This is a genomic window from Sporosarcina aquimarina (assembly GCF_033253705.1).
In the GTDB taxonomy this organism is placed as follows: Bacteria; Bacillota; Bacilli; order Bacillales_A; family Planococcaceae; genus Sporosarcina; species Sporosarcina aquimarina.
Window position 1 is genome coordinate 172,576 of sequence record NZ_JAUBDH010000006.1, and the last position, 19,295, is coordinate 191,870.

Below are 19,295 nucleotides of genomic sequence, written 5' to 3' on the forward strand. Positions count from 1 at the left end.
TTGTCGAAAAAACTTTTGAAAGATTTGGATGAAACAAAAAAAGAACCGCCATGACGGCGATTCTTGAAGATAATTTATTAAATACTGCCCGCAAGAACGATAGACCCTTTAGGAGAGGGAAGATTCGGTTCTGTTTCAATTGTGATCGCTACTGTATCCCATTTACCTTCTAACTGATCCATCGAATGTGTGACGGATCCATTGCCATCCTCACTCGGTGTAAATGAGCCTGCTGGCTGAGGCGTATCTTGTTCGATTACCCACACTTGATACAATTCGTTGTCTTTGAGTTTCGGCAAGTTGCTTGCATCGACCAGCAAGACAGTTTCATTGTTGTCTTTAATCATCATCGCGACAGCTGTTGCATTATCGGCACCGGGTTGTGGGTCCAACAATGCTTTCCCAATCAGTTGAAGATTGCTTTCTGCAACTTCAGTTGAAGGCGGTTCATCCGTCGTTGCTAAATAAGCGTTCGTTGCGAGTGAAGCGACTAGAGCGGCTGCAAGTACAGGAACCGCAACACCTCTTCGCTTTACAGGTTTCGTTTCTTTAGGGCGTACGGGAAATGCTTCTATAGTATGGTTATTTGGTTTCGTTTCATTCTCACTACTATATGGAGTTTCATCGATAGCTGCAAAAACTTTCGCTTTTAAATTAGAAGGAACGTCAATTTCTTCTGTTAAATAGGGGAGATCTTCTGTCAATAAGTTGAGTTCTTCGAGTTCAGCACTGCAAGAAGGACATTCTTCGAGATGTTTTTCAAAAGCAAGTGATTCTTCCTCTGTTAAAGATCGGTTGAAGTAATCCAGCAGATGCATGCATTGTTCATTCATTCGAGTATCCTCCTTCCTGTGTGATGAATCCTTTTAAGTGCTTCAACGCTAATCGGATTCGTCCTTTGACAGTCCCGAGCGGCAGTTCACAATGATCGGCAATCTTTTGTTGGCTGAGCCCTTTGAAATAGAAGAGTTCTATAATTTCTTGTTGGTCTTGTTTGAGCTCCATAACGGCAGAGCGTATGGCGTCCCGCTGCTCGCCCCATTCAACTGTATTTTCAACACTGCCGGGCTGTTCGATCAGTGAATCCTTTTCAATCATAGGTTCATGGTCGTGCCTTTTTAAACGACGAATTTCGTCAATTGCTTTATTCCGTGTGACCGTAAGCAGCCATGACGAAAAAGAGCCTTTGTCTTCTTGGTAAGTAGTGGTTCCGTTCCATAATTTTACGAAAACGTCTTGAACGACCTCTTCTGCTATTTCACGATCCCGCGTCAATCGATAGGCAAAGGAGAAGATTAGTTTTTCGTATCGATCGTACAATGTTTCAAATGCCGATCGATCTTTGGCGGCGGCGAGAGTATATAATGTTCCGTCGTCTGTATGTTTCATCCGAGTCTCCTTTGTAAAAGCTTTTCACTAAGAATACCATAAGTCACAAGACCTGTATTCTTGAAAGCCGACTCTTAATAAGCTTACGTAACGATTCAGGGAAAAGATCACTTATTTTGTATTTAGATGTTACCGAACTGTGACATTTAATCGGCTGCCTATTTTGTTTTTGCATGTACACCTCGGGGTATAGAACTATAAAAGAACTCGGCGTTGGAGGGATTCGATGGAACTGAAGAGTAAAAGCCGTTTTTCTGCAGGAACAACATTTTTAAAAGTCGTGACAGGACGTTTATTGGCAACTGTCTTACCGACTAAAAACCAAAAGCCGATTATCCTGATAGGGGGAAGTTTAGGAGAAAAGTATGAAGATAATGCAGCCGCGTTTCATCAGTATTTATTGGAGAACTGGCAGCACACATACGAGGTTCATTGGATGTATGACCGCGAAATGTCATACGTACGCGAAAAAGGAATTGTAAACGCAGTCGCTTTAGGAAGTTTGAGAAATTATATACTATTTTTTCAAGCCGCTCATACAATCCATGGCCATTCACTTATGTATGATATTGCACCTGAAATCGACAAATATATCCATTGGAATAAAAAAACGACCATGACGCATATTAGTCACGGAATTGAGTGCTTTAAAAAGATTCTTATCCAGCCGGAAGACGTCCCTTTATTAGAACGCTGTGATTATTTTAACTGTGTCTCTGAATATGAAAAGCGTATAAAACGAGATGAATGGGGCATTCCGGAAGAGAAATTGATAATCACCGGTATGGCCCGATTTGACCGGCTCCCTTATAATCAGCCGCCGCCAAAAGTGAAGTCCATTCTAATGATGATGACATGGCGGGAAACGTTAATGGATTTATCCGAGGAAGAATTCAAAGCGAGCGAATATTTCAAAGCCACAGAGGAACTCCTGAAAGATAAGCTGCTGATTAGTCACTTGGAGAGCCATGATGTTCAGCTCAATGTTGTTCTACACCCATTTATGAAAAGATTTGAAAGCTATTTTAAAACCTTATCAAAAGGGAAATCGCAAATTGAGTTCTATACGTTCGATGAAATCTCGATTCGAGAACAAGTTCTTCAGTCTGATGCATTGATAACCGATTACTCCAGCATCGTTTGGGACTTCATCTATATGAATAAACCTGTGATTTTTTACACGTTTGACCAAGAAGCCTTCTTGAAGATGAGAGGATCCTATTTGGATTTAGATCACGATCTGCTTGGATACAAAGCAAATGTAAAAGAAGAAGTAGTGGAGGCAGTCGAAACGATTGTCGTTGAGGGGAAAACTGCAAACCCTCGTTTTTCTGAAATGAGCGACTACATCGATTTTACAGACGGTAAAAATTGCAAACGACTTGCGAACACATTATTTACTGCTTAACTTGGAACTCGCAAAACTCAGAGGGCGTAAGTTACGCATTGTCTGAAAACGTTTTGTTTGATATAGTAAAGGAAATAATGATCGATGAAGTGGCTTAGTAGACAAGAATTGTGAGACAGAAAATAGAGCATACTGATGAAAGCTTTATCACCTCTTCTTGTATCGAACCCTACCACCGAGATGTCGTGTAAACACGACCGGTTCGTCCCGTTACGAAACGATAGAGGGCTGATGAAATGTAATTACATTCATGAGTCGAACTAAGGTGGTACCGCGTCCAAAACACAAAGACGTCCTTTTATAAGGATGTCTTTGTGTTTTTTTGTGGACAAAGACTTCTTGCGTAATCATTGAACAGGAGGAATGGACATGACGAACGAGCAGCAGAATGATTTTTCAAAATGGTATATTGACACGATTCAAAAAGCGGATTTAATGGATTATACACCGGTTCGCGGATGTATCGCTTTTAAACCCGATGGCTTTGAGATTTGGGAGCACATCCAAGATGAAATGAACAGACGTTTTAAAGAAACGGGGCACCGAAATGCCTATTTCCCAATGTTAATACCGGAATCGTTCTTCCAAAAAGAAAAGGATCATATCGAAGGATTCGCACCTGAATTACCATGGGTAACGGAAGCTGCCGGAGAGCCGTTAGAAGAAAAATTGGCACTTCGTCCTACTTCTGAAACGATGATTGGTCATTTATATTCAGACTGGATTAAGAGCTACCGCGATCTTCCTGTCCTCATTAACCAATGGGCAAACGTATTCCGTTGGGAAAAGAAGACATTGCCGTTCATCCGCACATCTGAATTCCTGTGGCAGGAAGGACATACTGCGCACGCTGATGAAGAAGAAGCTCGTCATGAAACGATGCAAATGTTGAATATCTATAAGGAAGTTGTCGAAGAGCTTCTTGCAATCCCTGTTTACGATGGTCAAAAAACACCATCTGAACGTTTCGCTGGAGCGGTAGATACGTATTCAATCGAAGCGATGATGAAAGACGGAAAAGCTGTTCAAGCGGGTACTTCACACTATCTGGGTACGAAATTTGCCGAAGCTTTTGATATTAAGTACCTGACAAAAGAAAATCGTCATCAGTTTGTCCATACAACTTCATGGGGAACTTCAACGCGCCTGATCGGCTCCGTCATTATGGTGCATGGAGATGAGCAAGGACTTGTCCTGCCGCCGCGTGTAGCACCGACTCAAGTCGTGCTCATTCCAGTGGGACCATGGAAGAAGAACCCTGCAATTATGGAAAAACTGGACGAACTCTTTGCGGAATTGAAAGCGAAAGGCATTCGCGTCCGTTTAGATGATTCTGACCAGTCTCCGGGTTATAAATTTAACGAGTGGGAGTTAAAAGGTGTTCCTGTTCGCGTTGAACTCGGACCTCGTGATTTAGACAACAGCCAAGCGATGTTGAAAATGCGCGACCAAGAAGGTAAAGAGGCCTTTGCATTAGAAGGACTTGTTGCTGAAATTGAAAGCCAATTGAACACGATGCAAAACCGTCTGTTGGAAAAAGCACGCACATTCCGTGATGAGCATTCTCATACAAACATCGAAACACTTGAAGAGTTGAAAAAACATATCGATACGTCAGCTGAAAACAATGAAATTCCAGGTTGGATTCTAGCAGGCTGGTGTGGGGAAGATGCATGTGAAGAGCATGTGAAAGAAGAGACGAAATTTACAACACGCAACATTCCATTCAATCCTCCAATTGAAAAGAAAACGTGTGTGAATTGCGGGAAAGACGCGAAGCATACCGTTTGGTTTGCACGCGCGTACTAATCGAACTACTTTAAAACTGTCCAGATAGTCTCTGGGCAGTTTTTTTGTTTTGAAAAGTAATCGCCATTAGAAAAAAAGAATTGTGAAAAGCGTCCAAACAGATAACGTTTGGACGCTTTGAAGTCTCAGCGAGAATTTTAGTTTCCATAAAAGTGCTGCCAGGCATCGTATATTCCTCCAGCACAATGCCGTTCGGCTTTAAACAAATACGGAGTCTCCGGAAGTACGCTAAGTCCAGGTTGAGCATTTCCGACAACTACTGATGGCCAACCTCTATTCAGCATATCTAAATCGTTTTCGGAATCTCCTGCGACCAATACATTCACAGTTGAATCGTAATAATGAGTCAACACGTATTCCACTGCATTCCCTTTGCCTGCGTGCAGCGGTAAGACATCTACGTTTAAATTAGAGCTATAGATTAACCGGTGTGGGAGTTGTCTTTGAATAAGAATCTGCTCAAATTGATGAACTGTCTTTTGATCGTTTTGAATCGTGAATGAAATTCTTCGATCGTCAGGTAATCGTTGTGGAACCAGTTTTGGAAAACGGGCAGCTGCTTTTTTAATAAGGTCAGGCCGCCAATCCGCTGTCACTTTGTCACACCAATCCGTATCTTCAATCCAATCAGGCATGTGCCAAATCTTTGTCCCTACATCGGATATAACCAAATCAGGCATAGGTAAGTTCTCTTCGGTCATCAACTGCTTGACGGATTCTGCATGTCTTCCTGTAACGTAGACCAATGAAACTTGCTGAGGAATACGATTGAACATATCCGTTAATTCCTTCAATTCTGGTTTTAAACCGACTAATGTATCGTCTAAATCAGTTGCTAACAGGTGTGTTATTGACTTCATAACCGATCCTTTCATATAACTTTTCCATTTTTTTTGCGATTGCTTTCCATTTGAAGTGTTCTTGTGCAAACTTCGCTGCTTGCTCCCCTAAGTTCTCGGCTATGTCAAACCGATTTGCAAGAAGTCCCATCGAAGAAGCAAGCTCCTTTATATTACTTGGCTCCACTTGAAGACCAGTTTCCCTGTGGAGAACAATATCCCCTAATCCACCGACTTTAGATGCGATGACCGCGGTGCCGCAAGCTTGTGCTTCTGCAGCAACCATTCCAAATGACTCGTAATAGGAAGGCACTATGACTGCCGTACTGCTTCTGAATAGACGCGCAAGTTCATGTGGCGGACGCGATCCTAGAAATTCGATTTGGTTTTCAATTCCCGATGTTGCAGCTTTTAATTTGTCGGAAACCGCCTTACCAGTAGATGCATCAACTTGGCTTTTTTCACCACCGATAATTTGAAGTTTTAAAGGAGACGACACTAAGCCTGAATACTGCAGCAATTTAAATGCACGGATCAATGTGTAAATTCCTTTAGTTTCTTCAAGACGACCAGCATATGTGAAAGTAAAAGGATTGCGCGCAATTGCAGCATCCGGTTTGAATACTTCATCCACTCCAATAGGAATAATGCGAATAGGAGAAGGATTTTTTACAGTGGCTTTAATAAGTGCTGCTTCAGTCTTCGTAGTAGCAATTACCGTATCAGCAGACGCTAAGATCATTTGCTCTGCTTTTAAACGACGTGGTTCTGTCACTCCTGTCGCTTGCTGTTTCGCAATGCCTAACGAATGAGAAGTGTGAATCCATGGAACAGAGTAGCGGGATGAGATTTGAGAACCAAGTAACCCAGAAAGCCAATAATGGGTGTGCATGACATCGTACTTTGAAAGATCTTCAAGGTGTTGCATTTCTTTTAAGAAAGCGGGAAGAATAGAATACATATCTGTCTTAGCCACATATTCCTTACGTCCTGCGGCAACACGAATAACTCTGCAATTAGTACCGAAATGCTCGATTTGAGGGGTAAGAGGGTTGGACCAGTGAGTGAAAATATCAATTGAATGTTCGCGGTTGTCCAGAGAAAGTGCAAGATGTTTCACATAGTTATTCTGTCCGCCAGCTTGTGCAGTTCCAAGGGGGGCTAGAGGATCACCATGATCTGAGATGAATAATATTCTTTTTGACATAGCAATGCTCCTATCATTTCTATTTAGTTTACTAATTCCATAAAACAGAGTGTAAGTAAAAAAACTTTACCCCTATTTAAAAGACTATAAACCTCTCTATTAAAGTGATTGGATATATTTGGGCCTTGGAAATAGTGGGATGTTGAAAATAAGTTAAGAAGTTTTCCTGTAATGATTTGATAAACAACTGTTACCCCGCTAACTGAAGTAGTAGAGTACGATAATGAGTATGGTGTGAGCAGATTGCTAAAAGTTCTTTGGATGGAATGCTATCCTAGTAAAGTAGAAAAATACGTGAATGTTGATAAAGGAGATAGTTATAATGACAATACGAGTAAAAGCGATAATCGGAAGTACTAGTTCGACTTCCTACAATAGAAGATTAGTGAATTTCATGAAGAAGCGCTATGCAGATAAGTTGGACATCTCATTAGTTTCGATTAATGATGTTGAAATGTTTTCTGTAGATACTGAAAGCGAACCGCCTGCGAATGCACATGCATTCAAGGAAGATGTGAAAGATTCGGATGCTGTATTGTTTGCAGTTCCTGAATATAACTTTTCAATCCCTGGCGCTATGAAAAATGCGATTGACTGGTTATCCCGCGGCGGAGAAGCGACTTTGCGCAATAAGCCGGCGTTCATCGTCGGATCATCCATGGGAGTTTTCGGAAGTGTGCGTGCACAAATTCACTTAAGAGACATTTTGTCCAATCCAGCACTCTCTCCATTGATTTTGCCGAACAACGAAGTGTATATTGGTGCAATTCATAACAAAATGAACGAACAAGACGAGTTAACAGACGAGTCGACTGTCGCATTCTTAGATTCTGTTGTCTCGAACTTTGTAGACTTTTATGAGCGGATGACAGAAATCCATTCACCTGAAAAAGCGTAATAGAAAAGCATTCTGCCGAATATGGCGGAATGCTTTTTCTGTTTAAAGCTTGACAACGAAAGAACGGACAGGAAAACCTGAAGCCTTTTCACGTTTTGGAATGATAGTAAAAAAAGCAGTAGCATGCTGTGGATTTCTTTCTTAGTGTAATTTGATATACTTGTACATAGTTTGTAAATAATGCAGGGGGCAGTGAGGATGGCTTGGATTTACGTTGTGATGGCAGCGGTCGTGGAAGTGTTTTGGGTAGTTGGCTTACGTCATGCAGATAACCTGCTGGAATGGGCTGGTACAGGTCTTGCGATTGTCTTCAGCTTCTATTTTATCATCAAGGCATGTGAGCGCATTCCATCTGGAACCGTATATGCTGTGTTTACAGGAAGCGGCGCAGCAGCTATTGTGCTCGTCGATTATTTCGTATTCCACGCGGAATTGGGTATCACAAGTTTTGTCTTTATCGGAATCATACTATTTGGAGTCGTTGGCATTAAGCTGACGTCTTCAGAAACGAATGCTTCGCAAGGAGGCGAATAGGATGGCGTGGATCTATTTAGTCATTGCGAGTTTTGGTGAGATTTTCGGAGTCCTGTGCATTAACTTGTTCATTCAGAAAAAGTCTGTTTTTCGCTTGTTTTTACTCATCGTTTCTTTTGGCGGGGGCTTTGTGTTCTTATCGCTGGCGATGAGGACGATCCCAATGGGGACTGCGTATGCGATTTGGACGGGTCTTGGAGCTGCGGGAGCTGTTTTGCTTGGGATTTTATGGTTTCATGAGTCAGCCGGATGGAAGCGCTTGCTGTTTTTACTATGTATCATAGGTGGCGCTGTCGGACTCAAAGTGTTCGGATGAATGGATAATTGGAGTTAGAAGTGAAATGAAACAGGGTACAGAACAGTAATCTACATAACTTATTGGAAGAGGCGAGTGAGTATGAGCTCAAATTACACAGATGATAGCTATGCACTACATACAGATCTATATCAAATCAACATGATGGAAACGTACTGGGCAGAAGGAATTCATAATAAAAGAGCGATTTTTGAGTTGTATTTTAGAAAGCTCCCATTCGGAAATGGCTATGCGATATTTGCGGGACTTGAGCGTGTCCTCGATTATTTACGGGAATTGCATTTTACAGAAAGTGATATCGCGTATTTAAAAAACGAATTGCATTATAAAGAGGATTTTTTGGAGTACTTAAAAGATGTCCGGTTTACAGGTGACCTCTATTCAATGAAAGAAGGAGAAACGGTCTTTGGCAATGAGCCGATCATGCGGATTGAAACAACGCTTGCAGAGGCGCAGCTTATTGAGACTGCACTGTTGAATATCGTGAATTACCAAACATTGATCGCGACAAAAGCAAGCCGCGTGAAGCAAGTTGTAAAAGATGATGTCGTCATGGAATTCGGAAGCCGGCGTGCCCATGAGATGGACGCCGCCATTTGGGGAGCGCGTGCAGCGGTTATTGGCGGAGTGGAAGCAACAAGCAACGTCCGCGCTGGAAAGCTGTTTGGTATTCAAGCGAGTGGAACCCATGCGCACTCACTTGTACAAGCGTACAAGAGTGAATACAAAGCATTCCATTCCTACGCGAAACGTCATCGCGACTGTGTGTTTTTAGTCGATACGTATAATACGCTTAAAATCGGTGTGCCAACTGCCATCAAAGTTGCGAAAGAACTTGGCGACAGCATTAACTTCATCGGCATTCGTCTGGACAGCGGGGATATTGCATTCCTGTCAAAAGAAGCACGGCGCATGTTGGACGAAGCAGGATTTGAAGATGCAAAAATCGTTGTCTCTAACGACTTGGACGAATACACCATCTTGAACTTGAAAGCTCAAGGAGCGCAAGTCGATATATGGGGAATAGGCACCAAACTAATCACCGCCTATGATCAGCCGGCACTTGGGGCGGTCTATAAGTTAGTTTCAATTGAAGGCGACGATGGTAAAATGGTCGATACAATTAAGATTTCATCCAATGCAGAAAAAGTGACAACACCCGGCCGGAAGAAATTATATCGGATTATCGATAAGGAAAACGGGAAAGCAGAAGGTGATTACATCACATTGTATGATGAAGATCCTAACGCAGAGCAGCGTATTAAAATGTTCCACCCGGTCCACACGTTCATTTCGAAGTTTGTGACGAACTTTGAAGCGAGAGATCTCCATGAAAAAGTCGTAGAAAACGGTAAAGTGATCTATGAAGTCCCGCCAACTATGGAAATTCAAAAGTATGCAAAAGACAACTTGAATTTACTGTGGGACGAATACAAACGGTCCCTTAACCCGGAAGAGTATCCCGTCGATTTGAGCCAGAAGTGCTGGGACAACAAGATGAAAAATATTCAAGAAGTACAGGAAATGGTGAACGATTTCATTAACGAGTAGGAGTGACTTACAGTGAATGAATTACAACAGCGAATCATAAAGGAATTGCATGTGAAACCCGAGATTGACGCGTACAAGGAAGTTCGGGTCTCAGTGGATTTCTTGAAAGATTATTTGAAGAAGAACGTTTTTCTAGAAGGGTACGTCCTCGGTATCTCAGGCGGTCAGGATTCAACATTGGCAGGAAAATTAGCACAAATGGCTGTCGATGAATTGAATGCGGAAATGTCGACTGAGAAATATAAGTTTCTCGCAGTACGTTTGCCGTATGGAACGCAATTCGATGAAATCGACTGCCAAGAAGCGCTTCGCTTCATCCAGCCTTCTGAAACGTACACAGTAAACATTAAAGAAGCGGTGGATGCAAGTCGAAATGCACTGGATGCTGCGGGGGTTACGCTGTCTGACTTTGAAAAAGGGAACGAGAAAGCGAGAGAGCGGATGAAAGTTCAATACTCGATTGCAGCCGCGAATCATTGCGCAGTAATTGGAACGGATCATGCTGCTGAAGCGATCACTGGCTTCTATACTAAGTTCGGAGACGGGGCAGCAGACGTCACGCCGTTATCCCGCTTGAACAAACGGCAAGGGAAGCAAATGCTGGCTGTTCTGGATTGTCCGGCACAACTGTATAACAAAATCCCTACTGCAGATTTGGAAGAAGACAAACCTGCAATACCGGATGAAGTGGCACTTGGTGTCACATATCAACAGATCGATGATTATTTAGAAGGCCGTGAAATTCCGGATGATGCTAGGAAAACACTTGAAGGTCATTACCTTCGTTCGCAGCACAAGCGGCATCTTCCCATTACGGTGTTTGATGATTTTTGGAAATAGGTAAACGGAAACCTCTCTTGTTTAGAGAGGTTTTTTTATTGTGATTGAATTCTGTTTCTTTAGTGAATTAGTTTGTCCAGCTGTATGATTTCCGGTATGATGGAAAGAACTAGTATGTCTTATAGAGAAACCTTGGGGGAGGAAATGGAATGTCAGATAAAGAGAAAATCGCTGCAGTCTTAGCGAGCATCGAACAAACTATTGTAGGGAAACGAACGATTAGTGAATTGAGTTTAACAGCGCTGCTTGCTGGTGGACACGTTTTACTTGAAGACGTCCCTGGCGTCGGAAAAACGGTAATGGTGAAAGCGCTTGCGACGTCAATTGGAGCTGAATTCAAACGGATCCAATTCACACCGGACCTGTTACCTTCCGATGTGCTCGGCGTTTCCATTTATAATCCTCAAAAAATGGAATTTGAATTCAGACCCGGTCCTATTGTCGGAAACATTGTGTTAGCGGATGAAATCAACCGGACTTCACCGAAGACACAAAGTGCATTATTAGAAGGCATGGAAGAGGCTTCTGTTACGATTGACGGAAAGACGCTCAAATTGCCGCAGCCTTTTTTTGTTATGGCCACTCAAAATCCAATTGAATACGAAGGGACCTATCCTCTGCCTGAGGCCCAAATGGACCGATTTTTGTTCAAACTGAAAATGGGCTATCCAACAAAAGCTGAAGAAATCGAAGTGTTATCCCGTGCAGATTCCCCTTTGACAGTGGGCTATACGGCACCAGCCATTTCGCTGGAAGAATTGCTGGAACTCCAAGTCACAGCATCCAATGTAATTGTAGACTCCGTTGTTAAATCGTACATAGTGGACTGTGCAACGGCAACGCGTGAGCACTCGTCTGTCTATTTAGGCGTCAGCCCGCGTGGATCACTTGGTCTGATGAAAGCGTGTCAGGCATATGCGTTAGTTCGCGGCCGTGATTATGTAACACCTGATGATGTTCAATACTTACTGCCTTATGCATTTAGTCATCGGATTATTTTACACCCGGAAGCAGAGTATGGAGGCAGCACAGTGGATAGCGTTTTGACGGATGTATTAGCGAAAGTTCGCGTACCCATTTTAAGGGCGAACTCTGTATGATCAAGAAACATGCGCGATTTACTTTCCAGCTCATATTTGTGCTGATTGTTCTTGGCGGCGCCTATACATTTGCGATGTTTCAAGGCGGCATGGCGAGCTGGACAATATTTTACTTCGTATTACCTTTTGCAATCTATGCGTTGTGCATCGCCTTGTATCCGGTTAGCCGTATGACGGTCACACGTTCAATTCAACAACCCTTACTTAGCATAAAAGAAAAGACCACTGTAACGGTTCGCATTAAACGCAACAATCGATTTCCATTAGTCTACCTGCTCGTTAAAGAACACTTCAAAAATGACTTTGCCCTTATCTCAGATGGACAACCGTCGCGTCTTTTTACTATGGGATTCAAAAAAGAAATCGAGCTTCAATATGAAGTGAAAGGTCAGCGGAGGGGAGAACATGCTTTTGCTCCTATCCAACTAGAAATCGCCGACTTTTTTGGCTGGATAAAAAAACAAACAACAATTGAAGTGGTTGGGGAGTCGACACTTCTTATCTTCCCGGAAACCAAGTCCATTCACTACGTCCCAATTGGATCTCACCATGATCCCGGTTCCTCAAAGTCCCCTTTTTCTTTGATCAAGGAAACAACAGTTGCGACAAGCGTCAGAGATTACCAGCCGGGGGACCGTGTTGCATGGATTCACTGGAAATCATTCGCGCGTACTCAAAGTTTAATGACAAAGGAGTTTGAGAACAAACGAGGCGAACACGTCTCCTTGTTGTTGGACGCTAGGTCCTCCGAGGTATTTGAAGAACAGATTCGATTTGCCGCGTCAATTTTAAAAGAAGCAGCTGCTCGAAAAGCGGACTTAACATTTTTGACGACAGATGCGGAACAAGCAGTAATTAGAATGATTTCAGCAGAAGGAGAACTTCGTAAAGCGCTAACGCAGCTTGCGCGAATGAACCCTATAGAAGAAACGACAACAAAACAGCCTAGTTATGGTGCTGCTTTGCAAGGTTCAGGCGCGATTGTTATGATATCAGGCAATCCGGATGCTGTCTTTTTACGAAAGATTCTCTCGGCAGCACGTTCGCAGCCTGTCTATTGTTTTGTTATTCGTAATTCTGAAGAGCCGCTGTCGACTTTCATGCAGCAAAACGTCATGACGGCCAGAGCACAGGGAGTGATTGTGCAGTTACTGACTGCAGAACAGTTCGAACGATCGTTTCAGGAGGTGGCGAGGGCATGAAAGAGTTACAAATCGGTAAACCACTTCTCGTTCTTCTGTACGTTCTTGGATTCTTGTTAACAATCGAATGGCTAGGTCCGATTTCTGAGTTGACCAGCACGGGGCATATTAGTCTTTTTTATGGATTCGTTGGCATGTCGCTGCTGTTTGGTATGTTAAGAATTCCAGCATGGATTTCTGCTCCTATCAAGATGAGTTACATATACTTTTCGATTCAGTATGTCTTCTATGAAAAAGATTTTTTATCAAAAGAAGCGATGCAAACAACAGCTGCAGACTTCGGCCAAAGTATTTCATTCATCTCCAATGGTGAGTGGATGGAAATTTCCTATTTGTTTAGAACGATTCTTTTCTTCGTTTTACTGTGGATGATTACGTACTTATTACGGTTTTGGCTGGAATATCGGAAATCGCTTTTCCTGTTTTTTGGAATGACTGTTATTTTTCTTTCAGTGGTCGATACGTTCACAGATTTCGATGCATCGTATGCCATCTTAAGGGTCATGATTCTTGGACTCCTTTTACTCGGATTACTTTACCCATTAAAATTATCATCGAAAAACAATACACAGCTGCCGCTTTCTAATTATTTTAAAGTGGTCGCTCCTTTAGGGGGCGTATTAGTCCTAATTGCGATTGTGGCGATTTTAGTGCCGATAAAAGAACCCGCATGGCCTGATCCGGTTCCATATATACGATCAGCTGCGGGATTTGGTGATACGGGGAGCGGTTCGGGTGTATCGAAGGTGGGATACGATGAAGATGACACAAGTTTAGGTGGTGCGTTCCAGCAGGACGATACACTTGTGTTTGAAGCGTACGTGGATTCAAGACAATATTGGCGTATGGAAACGAAAGATATGTATACAACAAAAGGATGGGAGAAATACGCTTCAGAGGATTCTCTATCAGAGGAGGGAAACTTTTCGGGTATCATGGGCGGACAAGTGTTATTGCCTCCGCGCGAGAGATCAGATATAGATTTGTACCAACCGCTGCCTGTACTGCCTTATCCTTATGGGTTTCAGGAACTTCAAACGACTGAAGGCTATTTTTACCGTCTCGATGAAGATACCGGTAAACTGGAGTTAGGCACAGACGAACTGCTGGATTTCACCTATCGTACTGAATTCATCGAACCGGAATACAGTTTGAAAGAGTTACGGTCCACTGACATGAACGAGCTGACTGCGATGGAATATGAAATGAGGCAATATTTGAGTCTGCCTAATGAAGTGCCCGAGCGTGTAGGGGAATTAGCTCAGGATTTAACAGCAGAAGCAACAAGTGTTTATGAAAAAGCGCAAGCCATTGAACGATATTTTGGGCGAAGTGGCTTTGTCTATTCCAGAGAAGATGTTGCTATTCCAAAAGAAGATGAGGATTATGTGGACCAGTTTTTATTTGAAACGAAACGAGGTTACTGTGATAACTTCAGTACTTCCATGGTGGTCATGCTGCGTTCAGTTGGAATTCCAGCTCGATGGGTTAAAGGATTTGCTCCGGGTGAGCAAAAAATAGATTCCGATCGCGAGAAGTATTATAAAGTGACGAATAACCAAGCACATTCATGGGTTGAAGCCTATATGCCGGGAATCGGATGGATGCCATTCGAACCGACAATCGGATTCAGCGGTGCTGCCAACGTGAATTATGACGTTGAAGTCGCAGAAGATGATGTGAAAGAACAAGAAATGATCAAACGTCCAGAAGAAGAAAAGAAGAAAAAAGAACAAGAGCAGGCAGCAAAACGGAAGAAAGCGGAATCGTCTTGGCTGCTCACTATTATTCCAGAATGGCTGCGTTCGTGGGTTGCGATAAGTATCATTATTGGAACCGGGCTCGTGGCGATCCTGATTACACTTTTCTTTACACGAAAAAAGTGGATACCAAGAGCAGGAGTGCGAAGGAGTCGGAAAAAACCTTTAGGGTGGCAATCGTTTGCTGACGAATACGAAATGCTGCTCAAACAATTTAAGCGGATCGGTATTGAAAAACCTCCAGGTATGACCTTATCGGACTATGCCAAACGAGTAAATCGATTACGCGGGGATGACCGGATGGGTATACTGACATCGGTATATGAAGCGGGTCTGTACGGTCGGCGTGAAAACGAGCAGAATTGGGCGGAATTACGAGAAATATGGGAAGATTTAATCATTGAGACAACTGGTTGATTTTTTCATCATATCGCAGTAAGATGAGTCCAGGAATATAAATAGTAGAATGCTCTCATATAGGTCCGATAATATGGTTCGGATGTTTCTACCAGGTCACCGAAAACGACTTGTCTATGATGGCGAAGGCAGCTGCGGAGAATCCGTGGTCTGTTTTCGTTATTTCATAGAATAGATAGAAACTGAAGACGCGCGGAAAGTTCACCTTTCTAACGCGTCTTTCTGCGTTTTGAGGGTATACTTGAAATAAAAATAAGAAGAGGTGGATTTCATGTCAGCAGCTCCATTATTGTCAGAACAAGAAAAAATCGTAGTGTTGGATTTAGGCAGCAAGCACAATCAATTGATTACACGCGTAATTCGGGATCTAGGCGTTTACAGTGAACTCTACCCGCACACAGTAACAGCGGAAGAAATCCGTCAAATGCATGCAGCAGGTATTGTCTTGTCTGGTGGAGATACGAAAATGGACGCAGATATCGATCCTGAAATCTTTACATTGGGACTTCCTATTCTTGGACTTGGCTCAAGCTTAGAAGTTATGACACAGCAATTTGGCGGTAAGACAGCATCTATGGAAGCACATGGTGCGGCATCTACACTAACGGCTGAAGGAACTTCTAAATTATTTGCAGAAATCAACGGATCTTTTGCAGCGCACATTGGCGGTACTGAAAAGATTACAGAACTTCCTGAAGGCTTCACAGCATCAGCAAAAGACGAGCATGGACATATTGCAGCAATCGAGAATGCTGATAAAGGACTCTACGGCGTTCAGTTCCATCCCGAAGTCGACAGCACAGAAAATGGAGAAACGATTCTTCGCACGTTCCTTCGTTCAATCTGTAACCCAACAGGGGAATGGACAATGGAACGTTTCATCGAAGTTGAAATGGAAAAGATTCGTGAGCAAGTAGGCGATCGTAATGTACTTTGCGCCCTAAGCGGCGGTGTAGACTCTTCAGTTGTTGCGACTCTTATCCATCGTGCAATCGGTGATCAGCTAACATGTATCTTCGTAGACCATGGCTTATTACGTAAAGGCGAAGTTGAAAGCGTTGTGGATACATTCAGCACGAAATTCAACATGAATTTCATCAAAGTCGATGCAGCGAAACGCTTCTTGGACAAGCTTGCTGGCGTTACTGAACCAGAACAAAAACGCAAAATCATCGGTAATGAATTCATTCGTGTATTCGATGAAGAAGCAGCAAAACTAAAAGGTATCGATTTCCTTGCGCAAGGTACAATCTATGCGGACATTATCGAGAGTGGTACAGCAACTGCTGAGGTTATCAAATCTCACCACAACGTGGGCGGGTTACCGGAAGATATGGACTTTGAATTGATTGAGCCATTGAAAGCGTTGTTCAAAGATGAAGTGCGTAATGTTGGTAAAGAGCTTGGATTGCCTGAAGATATCTATAATCGCCAGCCGTTCCCTGGACCAGGTCTTGGCGTTCGTGTACTAGGTGAAGTGACGGAAGAGAAGTTGAATATTGTCCGTGATGCGGATTTCATCCTTCGTGAAGAAATTGCTTTAGCTGGTCTCGATCGTTCGATCTGGCAGTACTTTGCAGTTCTTCCTGGCATCAAGAGCGTTGGTGTGAGAGACGGAAAACGTTCGTATGACCACGCAATCGGTCTTCGTGCGGTTCATTCTTCAGATGGTATGAGTGCTGACTGGGCACGTATCCCTTGGGATGTTTTGGAGAAAATCAGTTCACGCATTACAGCGGAAGTAGACCATGTGAACCGTGTCGTTTACGATATTACTGCGAAACCGCCAGGCACAATCGAGTGGGAATAAAACTAAATAATTGATTGTCGTATATCCTTGGGAATAAGGCCCAAAAGTTTCTACCAGAGCACCGTAAATGCTTTGACTACGATGAATGGAACGCTTCTTGTGAAGTTGAATGCAAGAAGGGTCCCCATTTTGAAGAGTTAGATGGAGCATGCGACAGAAATATGTCACATGCTCTTTTTTTACCCAAAACATGATGAGGACGGTTGATGATGAAAAAGTATTTTGAGTTTGATAAGTTAGGAACAAATTACCGCAGGGAAATCATTGGGGGATTAACAACATTCCTCGCAATGGCATACATATTGGCTGTAAACCCGCTCGTCTTGTCACTAGATGGCGTACCTGATCTTCCAGATGCTATGCGTATGGACAAAGGTGCAGTATTTGTAGCAACAGCACTAGCAGCAGCTGTTGGATCACTATTTATGGGACTTATTGCAAAATATCCAATTGGTCTAGCACCGGGTATGGGATTGAATGCATTCTTCGCATTTTCAGTTGTACTTGGCTATGGAATCCCTTGGCAAACAGCACTAACAGGGGTCTTATTCTCAGGTCTTATCTTTATTGTTCTTTCATTAACAGGGCTTCGTGAAATGATTATTAATGCCATCCCAGCGCAATTGAAATATGCAGTAGGTGCAGGAATCGGTTTGTTCATCACATTTTTAGGACTTCAAAATGCAAATATCATTGTTGGAGATCCAAATACACTTGTCGCATTAGGTGACTTGTCACAAGGTCCGGTATTACTTGCGATCTTTGGACTAGTAATTACAGTAGTCATGATGGTTAGAGGAATTAAAGGGGCTATCTTCTATGGAATGATTTTAACGACTGTAGCGGGTATGATCTTTAGTCTGATTGCCGTTCCAGATAAAGTTGTTTCCAGCGTACCGAGTGTCGCACCAACATTTGGAGCTGCATTTGAAGCAATCTTTAATAATCCCGGAGAATTGTTTACAACACAGTTCCTAGTGATTATCATTACATTCTTGTTTGTAGATTTCTTTGATACAGCAGGTACGCTTGTAGCAGTAGCGACGCAAGCGGGCTTGATGAAAGAAGGAAAACTGCCACGTGCAGGTAAAGCGCTGTTGGCAGATTCAATGGCCACAGTTACAGGGGCGATTTTTGGTACTTCGACAACAACTTCATATATTGAATCTACAGCAGGTGTGGCAGCGGGTGCGAAAACAGGATTCGCTTCTGTAATTACAGGGCTATTATTTTTACTAGCTTTATTCTTCTCACCTTTATTGTTTGTCATTACACCGGAAGTTACTGCTCCAGCATTGATTATAGTAGGAGTACTGATGGTTTCGAATTTAGGAAATATAGAATGGACGCGCTTCGAAATGGCGGTTCCAGCATTCTTCACTGTTATTGCGATGCCATTGACCTATAGTATCGCAACAGGAATCGCAATTGGATTCATCTTTTATCCAATCACCATGCTGCTTAGCGGACGCCGGAAAGAAATACATCCGATTATGTACGTACTCATGGTTCTCTTTATTTTGTATTTTGTCTTTATTGAATAGAAAACCTGCACTGCTGCTCGCTTCCCTAGGGAATGCGGGCAGCAGTTTTTTATTTGGATAAAAGATTCAAGTAGTAGGTTTAGAAAGTAGTCTAGTGGGTATAGTAAAGATTGTTGCACTTATTTTTTAAAAAGTGTTGACTTATTCTTGTGAGCTTGGTATATTAATTAAGCAGTCGGGAGCGAGAGTAACAGAAACGCTTCGGACAACCTATGAACCTTGAAAACTGAACAGCAAAATGTCAACGAATTATCGTTTGGGAAACCGGTTCTGCCGGCGGAACAAACACAAACAGATCGAACGATCTGATAGACATCTTAAATGATGCCAGTACGAATTGAGCAATCAATTTCTCTCTGGCTGCTGAGATGTAGTGCAGTACTAGGAAGTGAAGGCGCAAATGAGGGAGCGTACTTAGGTGCGTGACCGAATGAGTAACTGAAACTGACCACGTAATGTGCTGCATATCAGCTGCCAGATTTATGGAGAGTTTGATCCTGGCTCAGGACGAACGCTGGCGGCATGCCTAATACATGCAAGTCGAGCGGATCAATAGGAGCTTGCTCCTTGAGATTAGCGGCGGACGGGTGAGTAACACGTGGGCAACCTGCCCTACAGTTGGGGATAACTCCGGGAAACCGGGGCTAATACCGAATAATCAGTTCCTTCGC

Annotated in this window: 16 protein-coding genes, 1 rRNA gene and 2 riboswitches; of the genes, 13 read left to right on the forward strand and 4 right to left on the reverse strand. The window is 42.9% G+C overall.

From position 1 onward, the window contains the following. Positions 1 to 77: 77 nt before the first annotated feature. Together QT716_RS11510 and QT716_RS11515 are read right to left on the reverse strand one after the other, a co-directional pair. Positions 78 to 833 carry an anti-sigma factor gene (locus QT716_RS11510; protein WP_317936203.1) on the reverse strand — a complete coding sequence of 252 codons (756 nt, stop codon included), beginning with the start codon at positions 831 to 833 and terminating at the stop codon, positions 78 to 80. Continuing rightward, positions 826 to 1,389, reverse strand: coding sequence for an RNA polymerase sigma factor (locus QT716_RS11515; RefSeq protein WP_317936204.1), 564 nt, complete (start codon positions 1,387 to 1,389; stop codon positions 826 to 828). Before QT716_RS11515 ends, QT716_RS11510 begins: the two co-directional genes overlap by 8 nt. Before the next feature lie 226 nt (positions 1,390 to 1,615). Between QT716_RS11515 and QT716_RS11520 the strand changes: the two genes are divergently transcribed. Next, positions 1,616 to 2,797, forward strand: coding sequence for a CDP-glycerol glycerophosphotransferase family protein (locus QT716_RS11520; RefSeq protein ID WP_317936205.1), 1,182 nt, complete (start codon positions 1,616 to 1,618; stop codon positions 2,795 to 2,797). Positions 2,798 to 3,166: 369 nt separating this feature from the next. Next, on the forward strand, positions 3,167 to 4,606 hold the full coding sequence (gene proS / locus QT716_RS11525; RefSeq protein ID WP_317936206.1) for a proline--tRNA ligase: 1,440 nt from the start codon (positions 3,167 to 3,169) through the stop codon (positions 4,604 to 4,606). 137 nt (positions 4,607 to 4,743) lie between these two features. Here the strand turns inward: proS and QT716_RS11530 are convergent, their stop codons facing one another. Both QT716_RS11530 and QT716_RS11535 read right to left on the reverse strand, forming a co-directional pair. After that, positions 4,744 to 5,481, reverse strand: coding sequence for an HAD-IIB family hydrolase (locus tag QT716_RS11530; protein ID WP_317936207.1), 738 nt, complete (start codon positions 5,479 to 5,481; stop codon positions 4,744 to 4,746). Beyond that, positions 5,435 to 6,652, reverse strand: a complete 1,218-nt coding sequence (locus QT716_RS11535) for a glycosyltransferase (RefSeq protein WP_317936208.1) — start codon at positions 6,650 to 6,652, stop codon at positions 5,435 to 5,437. Before QT716_RS11535 ends, QT716_RS11530 begins: the two co-directional genes overlap by 47 nt. 322 nt (positions 6,653 to 6,974) lie before the next feature. Between QT716_RS11535 and QT716_RS11540 the strand changes: the two genes are divergently transcribed. The 11 genes from QT716_RS11540 to QT716_RS11590 form a co-directional block, all read left to right on the forward strand. After that, positions 6,975 to 7,550 (forward strand): NADPH-dependent FMN reductase, encoded by a 576-nt coding sequence (locus tag QT716_RS11540; RefSeq protein WP_317936209.1) that lies wholly within the window; start codon positions 6,975 to 6,977, stop codon positions 7,548 to 7,550. A 198-nt stretch (positions 7,551 to 7,748) separates the two neighbouring features. Next, on the forward strand, positions 7,749 to 8,084 hold the full coding sequence (locus QT716_RS11545; protein ID WP_317936210.1) for a DMT family transporter: 336 nt from the start codon (positions 7,749 to 7,751) through the stop codon (positions 8,082 to 8,084). 1 nt (position 8,085) lies between these two features. Continuing rightward, complete coding sequence (locus tag QT716_RS11550; RefSeq protein WP_317936211.1) at positions 8,086 to 8,400, forward strand: DMT family transporter; 315 nt, start codon at positions 8,086 to 8,088, stop codon at positions 8,398 to 8,400. 81 nt (positions 8,401 to 8,481) lie between these two features. Then, positions 8,482 to 9,951 (forward strand): nicotinate phosphoribosyltransferase, encoded by a 1,470-nt coding sequence (locus QT716_RS11555; RefSeq protein WP_317936212.1) that lies wholly within the window; start codon positions 8,482 to 8,484, stop codon positions 9,949 to 9,951. Between the two features lie 12 nt (positions 9,952 to 9,963). Then, the gene (gene nadE / locus QT716_RS11560) at positions 9,964 to 10,791 is read left to right on the forward strand and encodes an ammonia-dependent NAD(+) synthetase (protein WP_317936213.1); all 828 of its coding nucleotides are present in this window, start codon (positions 9,964 to 9,966) and stop codon (positions 10,789 to 10,791) included. A gap of 149 nt (positions 10,792 to 10,940) precedes the next feature. After that, complete coding sequence (locus QT716_RS11565) at positions 10,941 to 11,891, forward strand: AAA family ATPase (protein WP_317936214.1); 951 nt, start codon at positions 10,941 to 10,943, stop codon at positions 11,889 to 11,891. Further along, positions 11,888 to 13,093 (forward strand): DUF58 domain-containing protein, encoded by a 1,206-nt coding sequence (locus QT716_RS11570; RefSeq protein WP_317936215.1) that lies wholly within the window; start codon positions 11,888 to 11,890, stop codon positions 13,091 to 13,093. Before QT716_RS11565 ends, QT716_RS11570 begins: the two co-directional genes overlap by 4 nt. Further along, entirely contained in the window at positions 13,090 to 15,270 is a 2,181-nt protein-coding gene (locus QT716_RS11575) for a transglutaminase TgpA family protein (RefSeq protein WP_317936216.1), read from the forward strand. The genes QT716_RS11570 and QT716_RS11575 overlap by 4 nt, the downstream gene beginning before the upstream one ends. A 35-nt stretch (positions 15,271 to 15,305) precedes the next feature. Continuing rightward, a riboswitch (purine riboswitch) is annotated at positions 15,306 to 15,407 on the forward strand. Positions 15,408 to 15,541: 134 nt separating this feature from the next. Next, a complete protein-coding gene (guaA, locus tag QT716_RS11580; protein ID WP_317936217.1) occupies positions 15,542 to 17,080 on the forward strand; it encodes a glutamine-hydrolyzing GMP synthase in 1,539 nt (512 codons plus the stop codon). Then, positions 17,078 to 17,179, forward strand: a riboswitch (purine riboswitch). (Overlaps the previous gene by 3 nt.) A gap of 110 nt (positions 17,180 to 17,289) precedes the next feature. Beyond that, positions 17,290 to 18,624 (forward strand): NCS2 family permease, encoded by a 1,335-nt coding sequence (locus QT716_RS11585; protein WP_317936227.1) that lies wholly within the window; start codon positions 17,290 to 17,292, stop codon positions 18,622 to 18,624. A 479-nt stretch (positions 18,625 to 19,103) separates the two neighbouring features. Then, positions 19,104 to 19,295, forward strand: a 16S ribosomal RNA gene (locus QT716_RS11590); the annotation flags it as partial.

What these genes read in the sequence shown, in the direction of transcription:
- QT716_RS11530 (WP_317936207.1), bottom strand. Translation starts at nt 5,481, where the DNA reads ATGAAAGGATCGGTTATGAAGTCAATAACACACCTGTTAGCAACTGAT.
- QT716_RS11515 (WP_317936204.1), bottom strand. Translation starts at nt 1,389, where the DNA reads ATGAAACATACAGACGACGGAACATTATATACTCTCGCCGCCGCCAAA.
- QT716_RS11575 (WP_317936216.1), top strand. Translation starts at nt 13,090, where the DNA reads ATGAAAGAGTTACAAATCGGTAAACCACTTCTCGTTCTTCTGTACGTT.
- QT716_RS11585 (WP_317936227.1), top strand. Translation starts at nt 17,290, where the DNA reads ATGAAAAAGTATTTTGAGTTTGATAAGTTAGGAACAAATTACCGCAGG.
- QT716_RS11520 (WP_317936205.1), top strand. Translation starts at nt 1,616, where the DNA reads ATGGAACTGAAGAGTAAAAGCCGTTTTTCTGCAGGAACAACATTTTTA.
- QT716_RS11565 (WP_317936214.1), top strand. Translation starts at nt 10,941, where the DNA reads ATGTCAGATAAAGAGAAAATCGCTGCAGTCTTAGCGAGCATCGAACAA.
- QT716_RS11570 (WP_317936215.1), top strand. Translation starts at nt 11,888, where the DNA reads ATGATCAAGAAACATGCGCGATTTACTTTCCAGCTCATATTTGTGCTG.
- QT716_RS11510 (WP_317936203.1), bottom strand. Translation starts at nt 833, where the DNA reads ATGAATGAACAATGCATGCATCTGCTGGATTACTTCAACCGATCTTTA.
- QT716_RS11550 (WP_317936211.1), top strand. Translation starts at nt 8,086, where the DNA reads ATGGCGTGGATCTATTTAGTCATTGCGAGTTTTGGTGAGATTTTCGGA.
- QT716_RS11545 (WP_317936210.1), top strand. Translation starts at nt 7,749, where the DNA reads ATGGCTTGGATTTACGTTGTGATGGCAGCGGTCGTGGAAGTGTTTTGG.
- proS (WP_317936206.1), top strand. Translation starts at nt 3,167, where the DNA reads ATGACGAACGAGCAGCAGAATGATTTTTCAAAATGGTATATTGACACG.
- guaA (WP_317936217.1), top strand. Translation starts at nt 15,542, where the DNA reads ATGTCAGCAGCTCCATTATTGTCAGAACAAGAAAAAATCGTAGTGTTG.
- QT716_RS11535 (WP_317936208.1), bottom strand. Translation starts at nt 6,652, where the DNA reads ATGTCAAAAAGAATATTATTCATCTCAGATCATGGTGATCCTCTAGCC.
- QT716_RS11555 (WP_317936212.1), top strand. Translation starts at nt 8,482, where the DNA reads ATGAGCTCAAATTACACAGATGATAGCTATGCACTACATACAGATCTA.
- QT716_RS11540 (WP_317936209.1), top strand. Translation starts at nt 6,975, where the DNA reads ATGACAATACGAGTAAAAGCGATAATCGGAAGTACTAGTTCGACTTCC.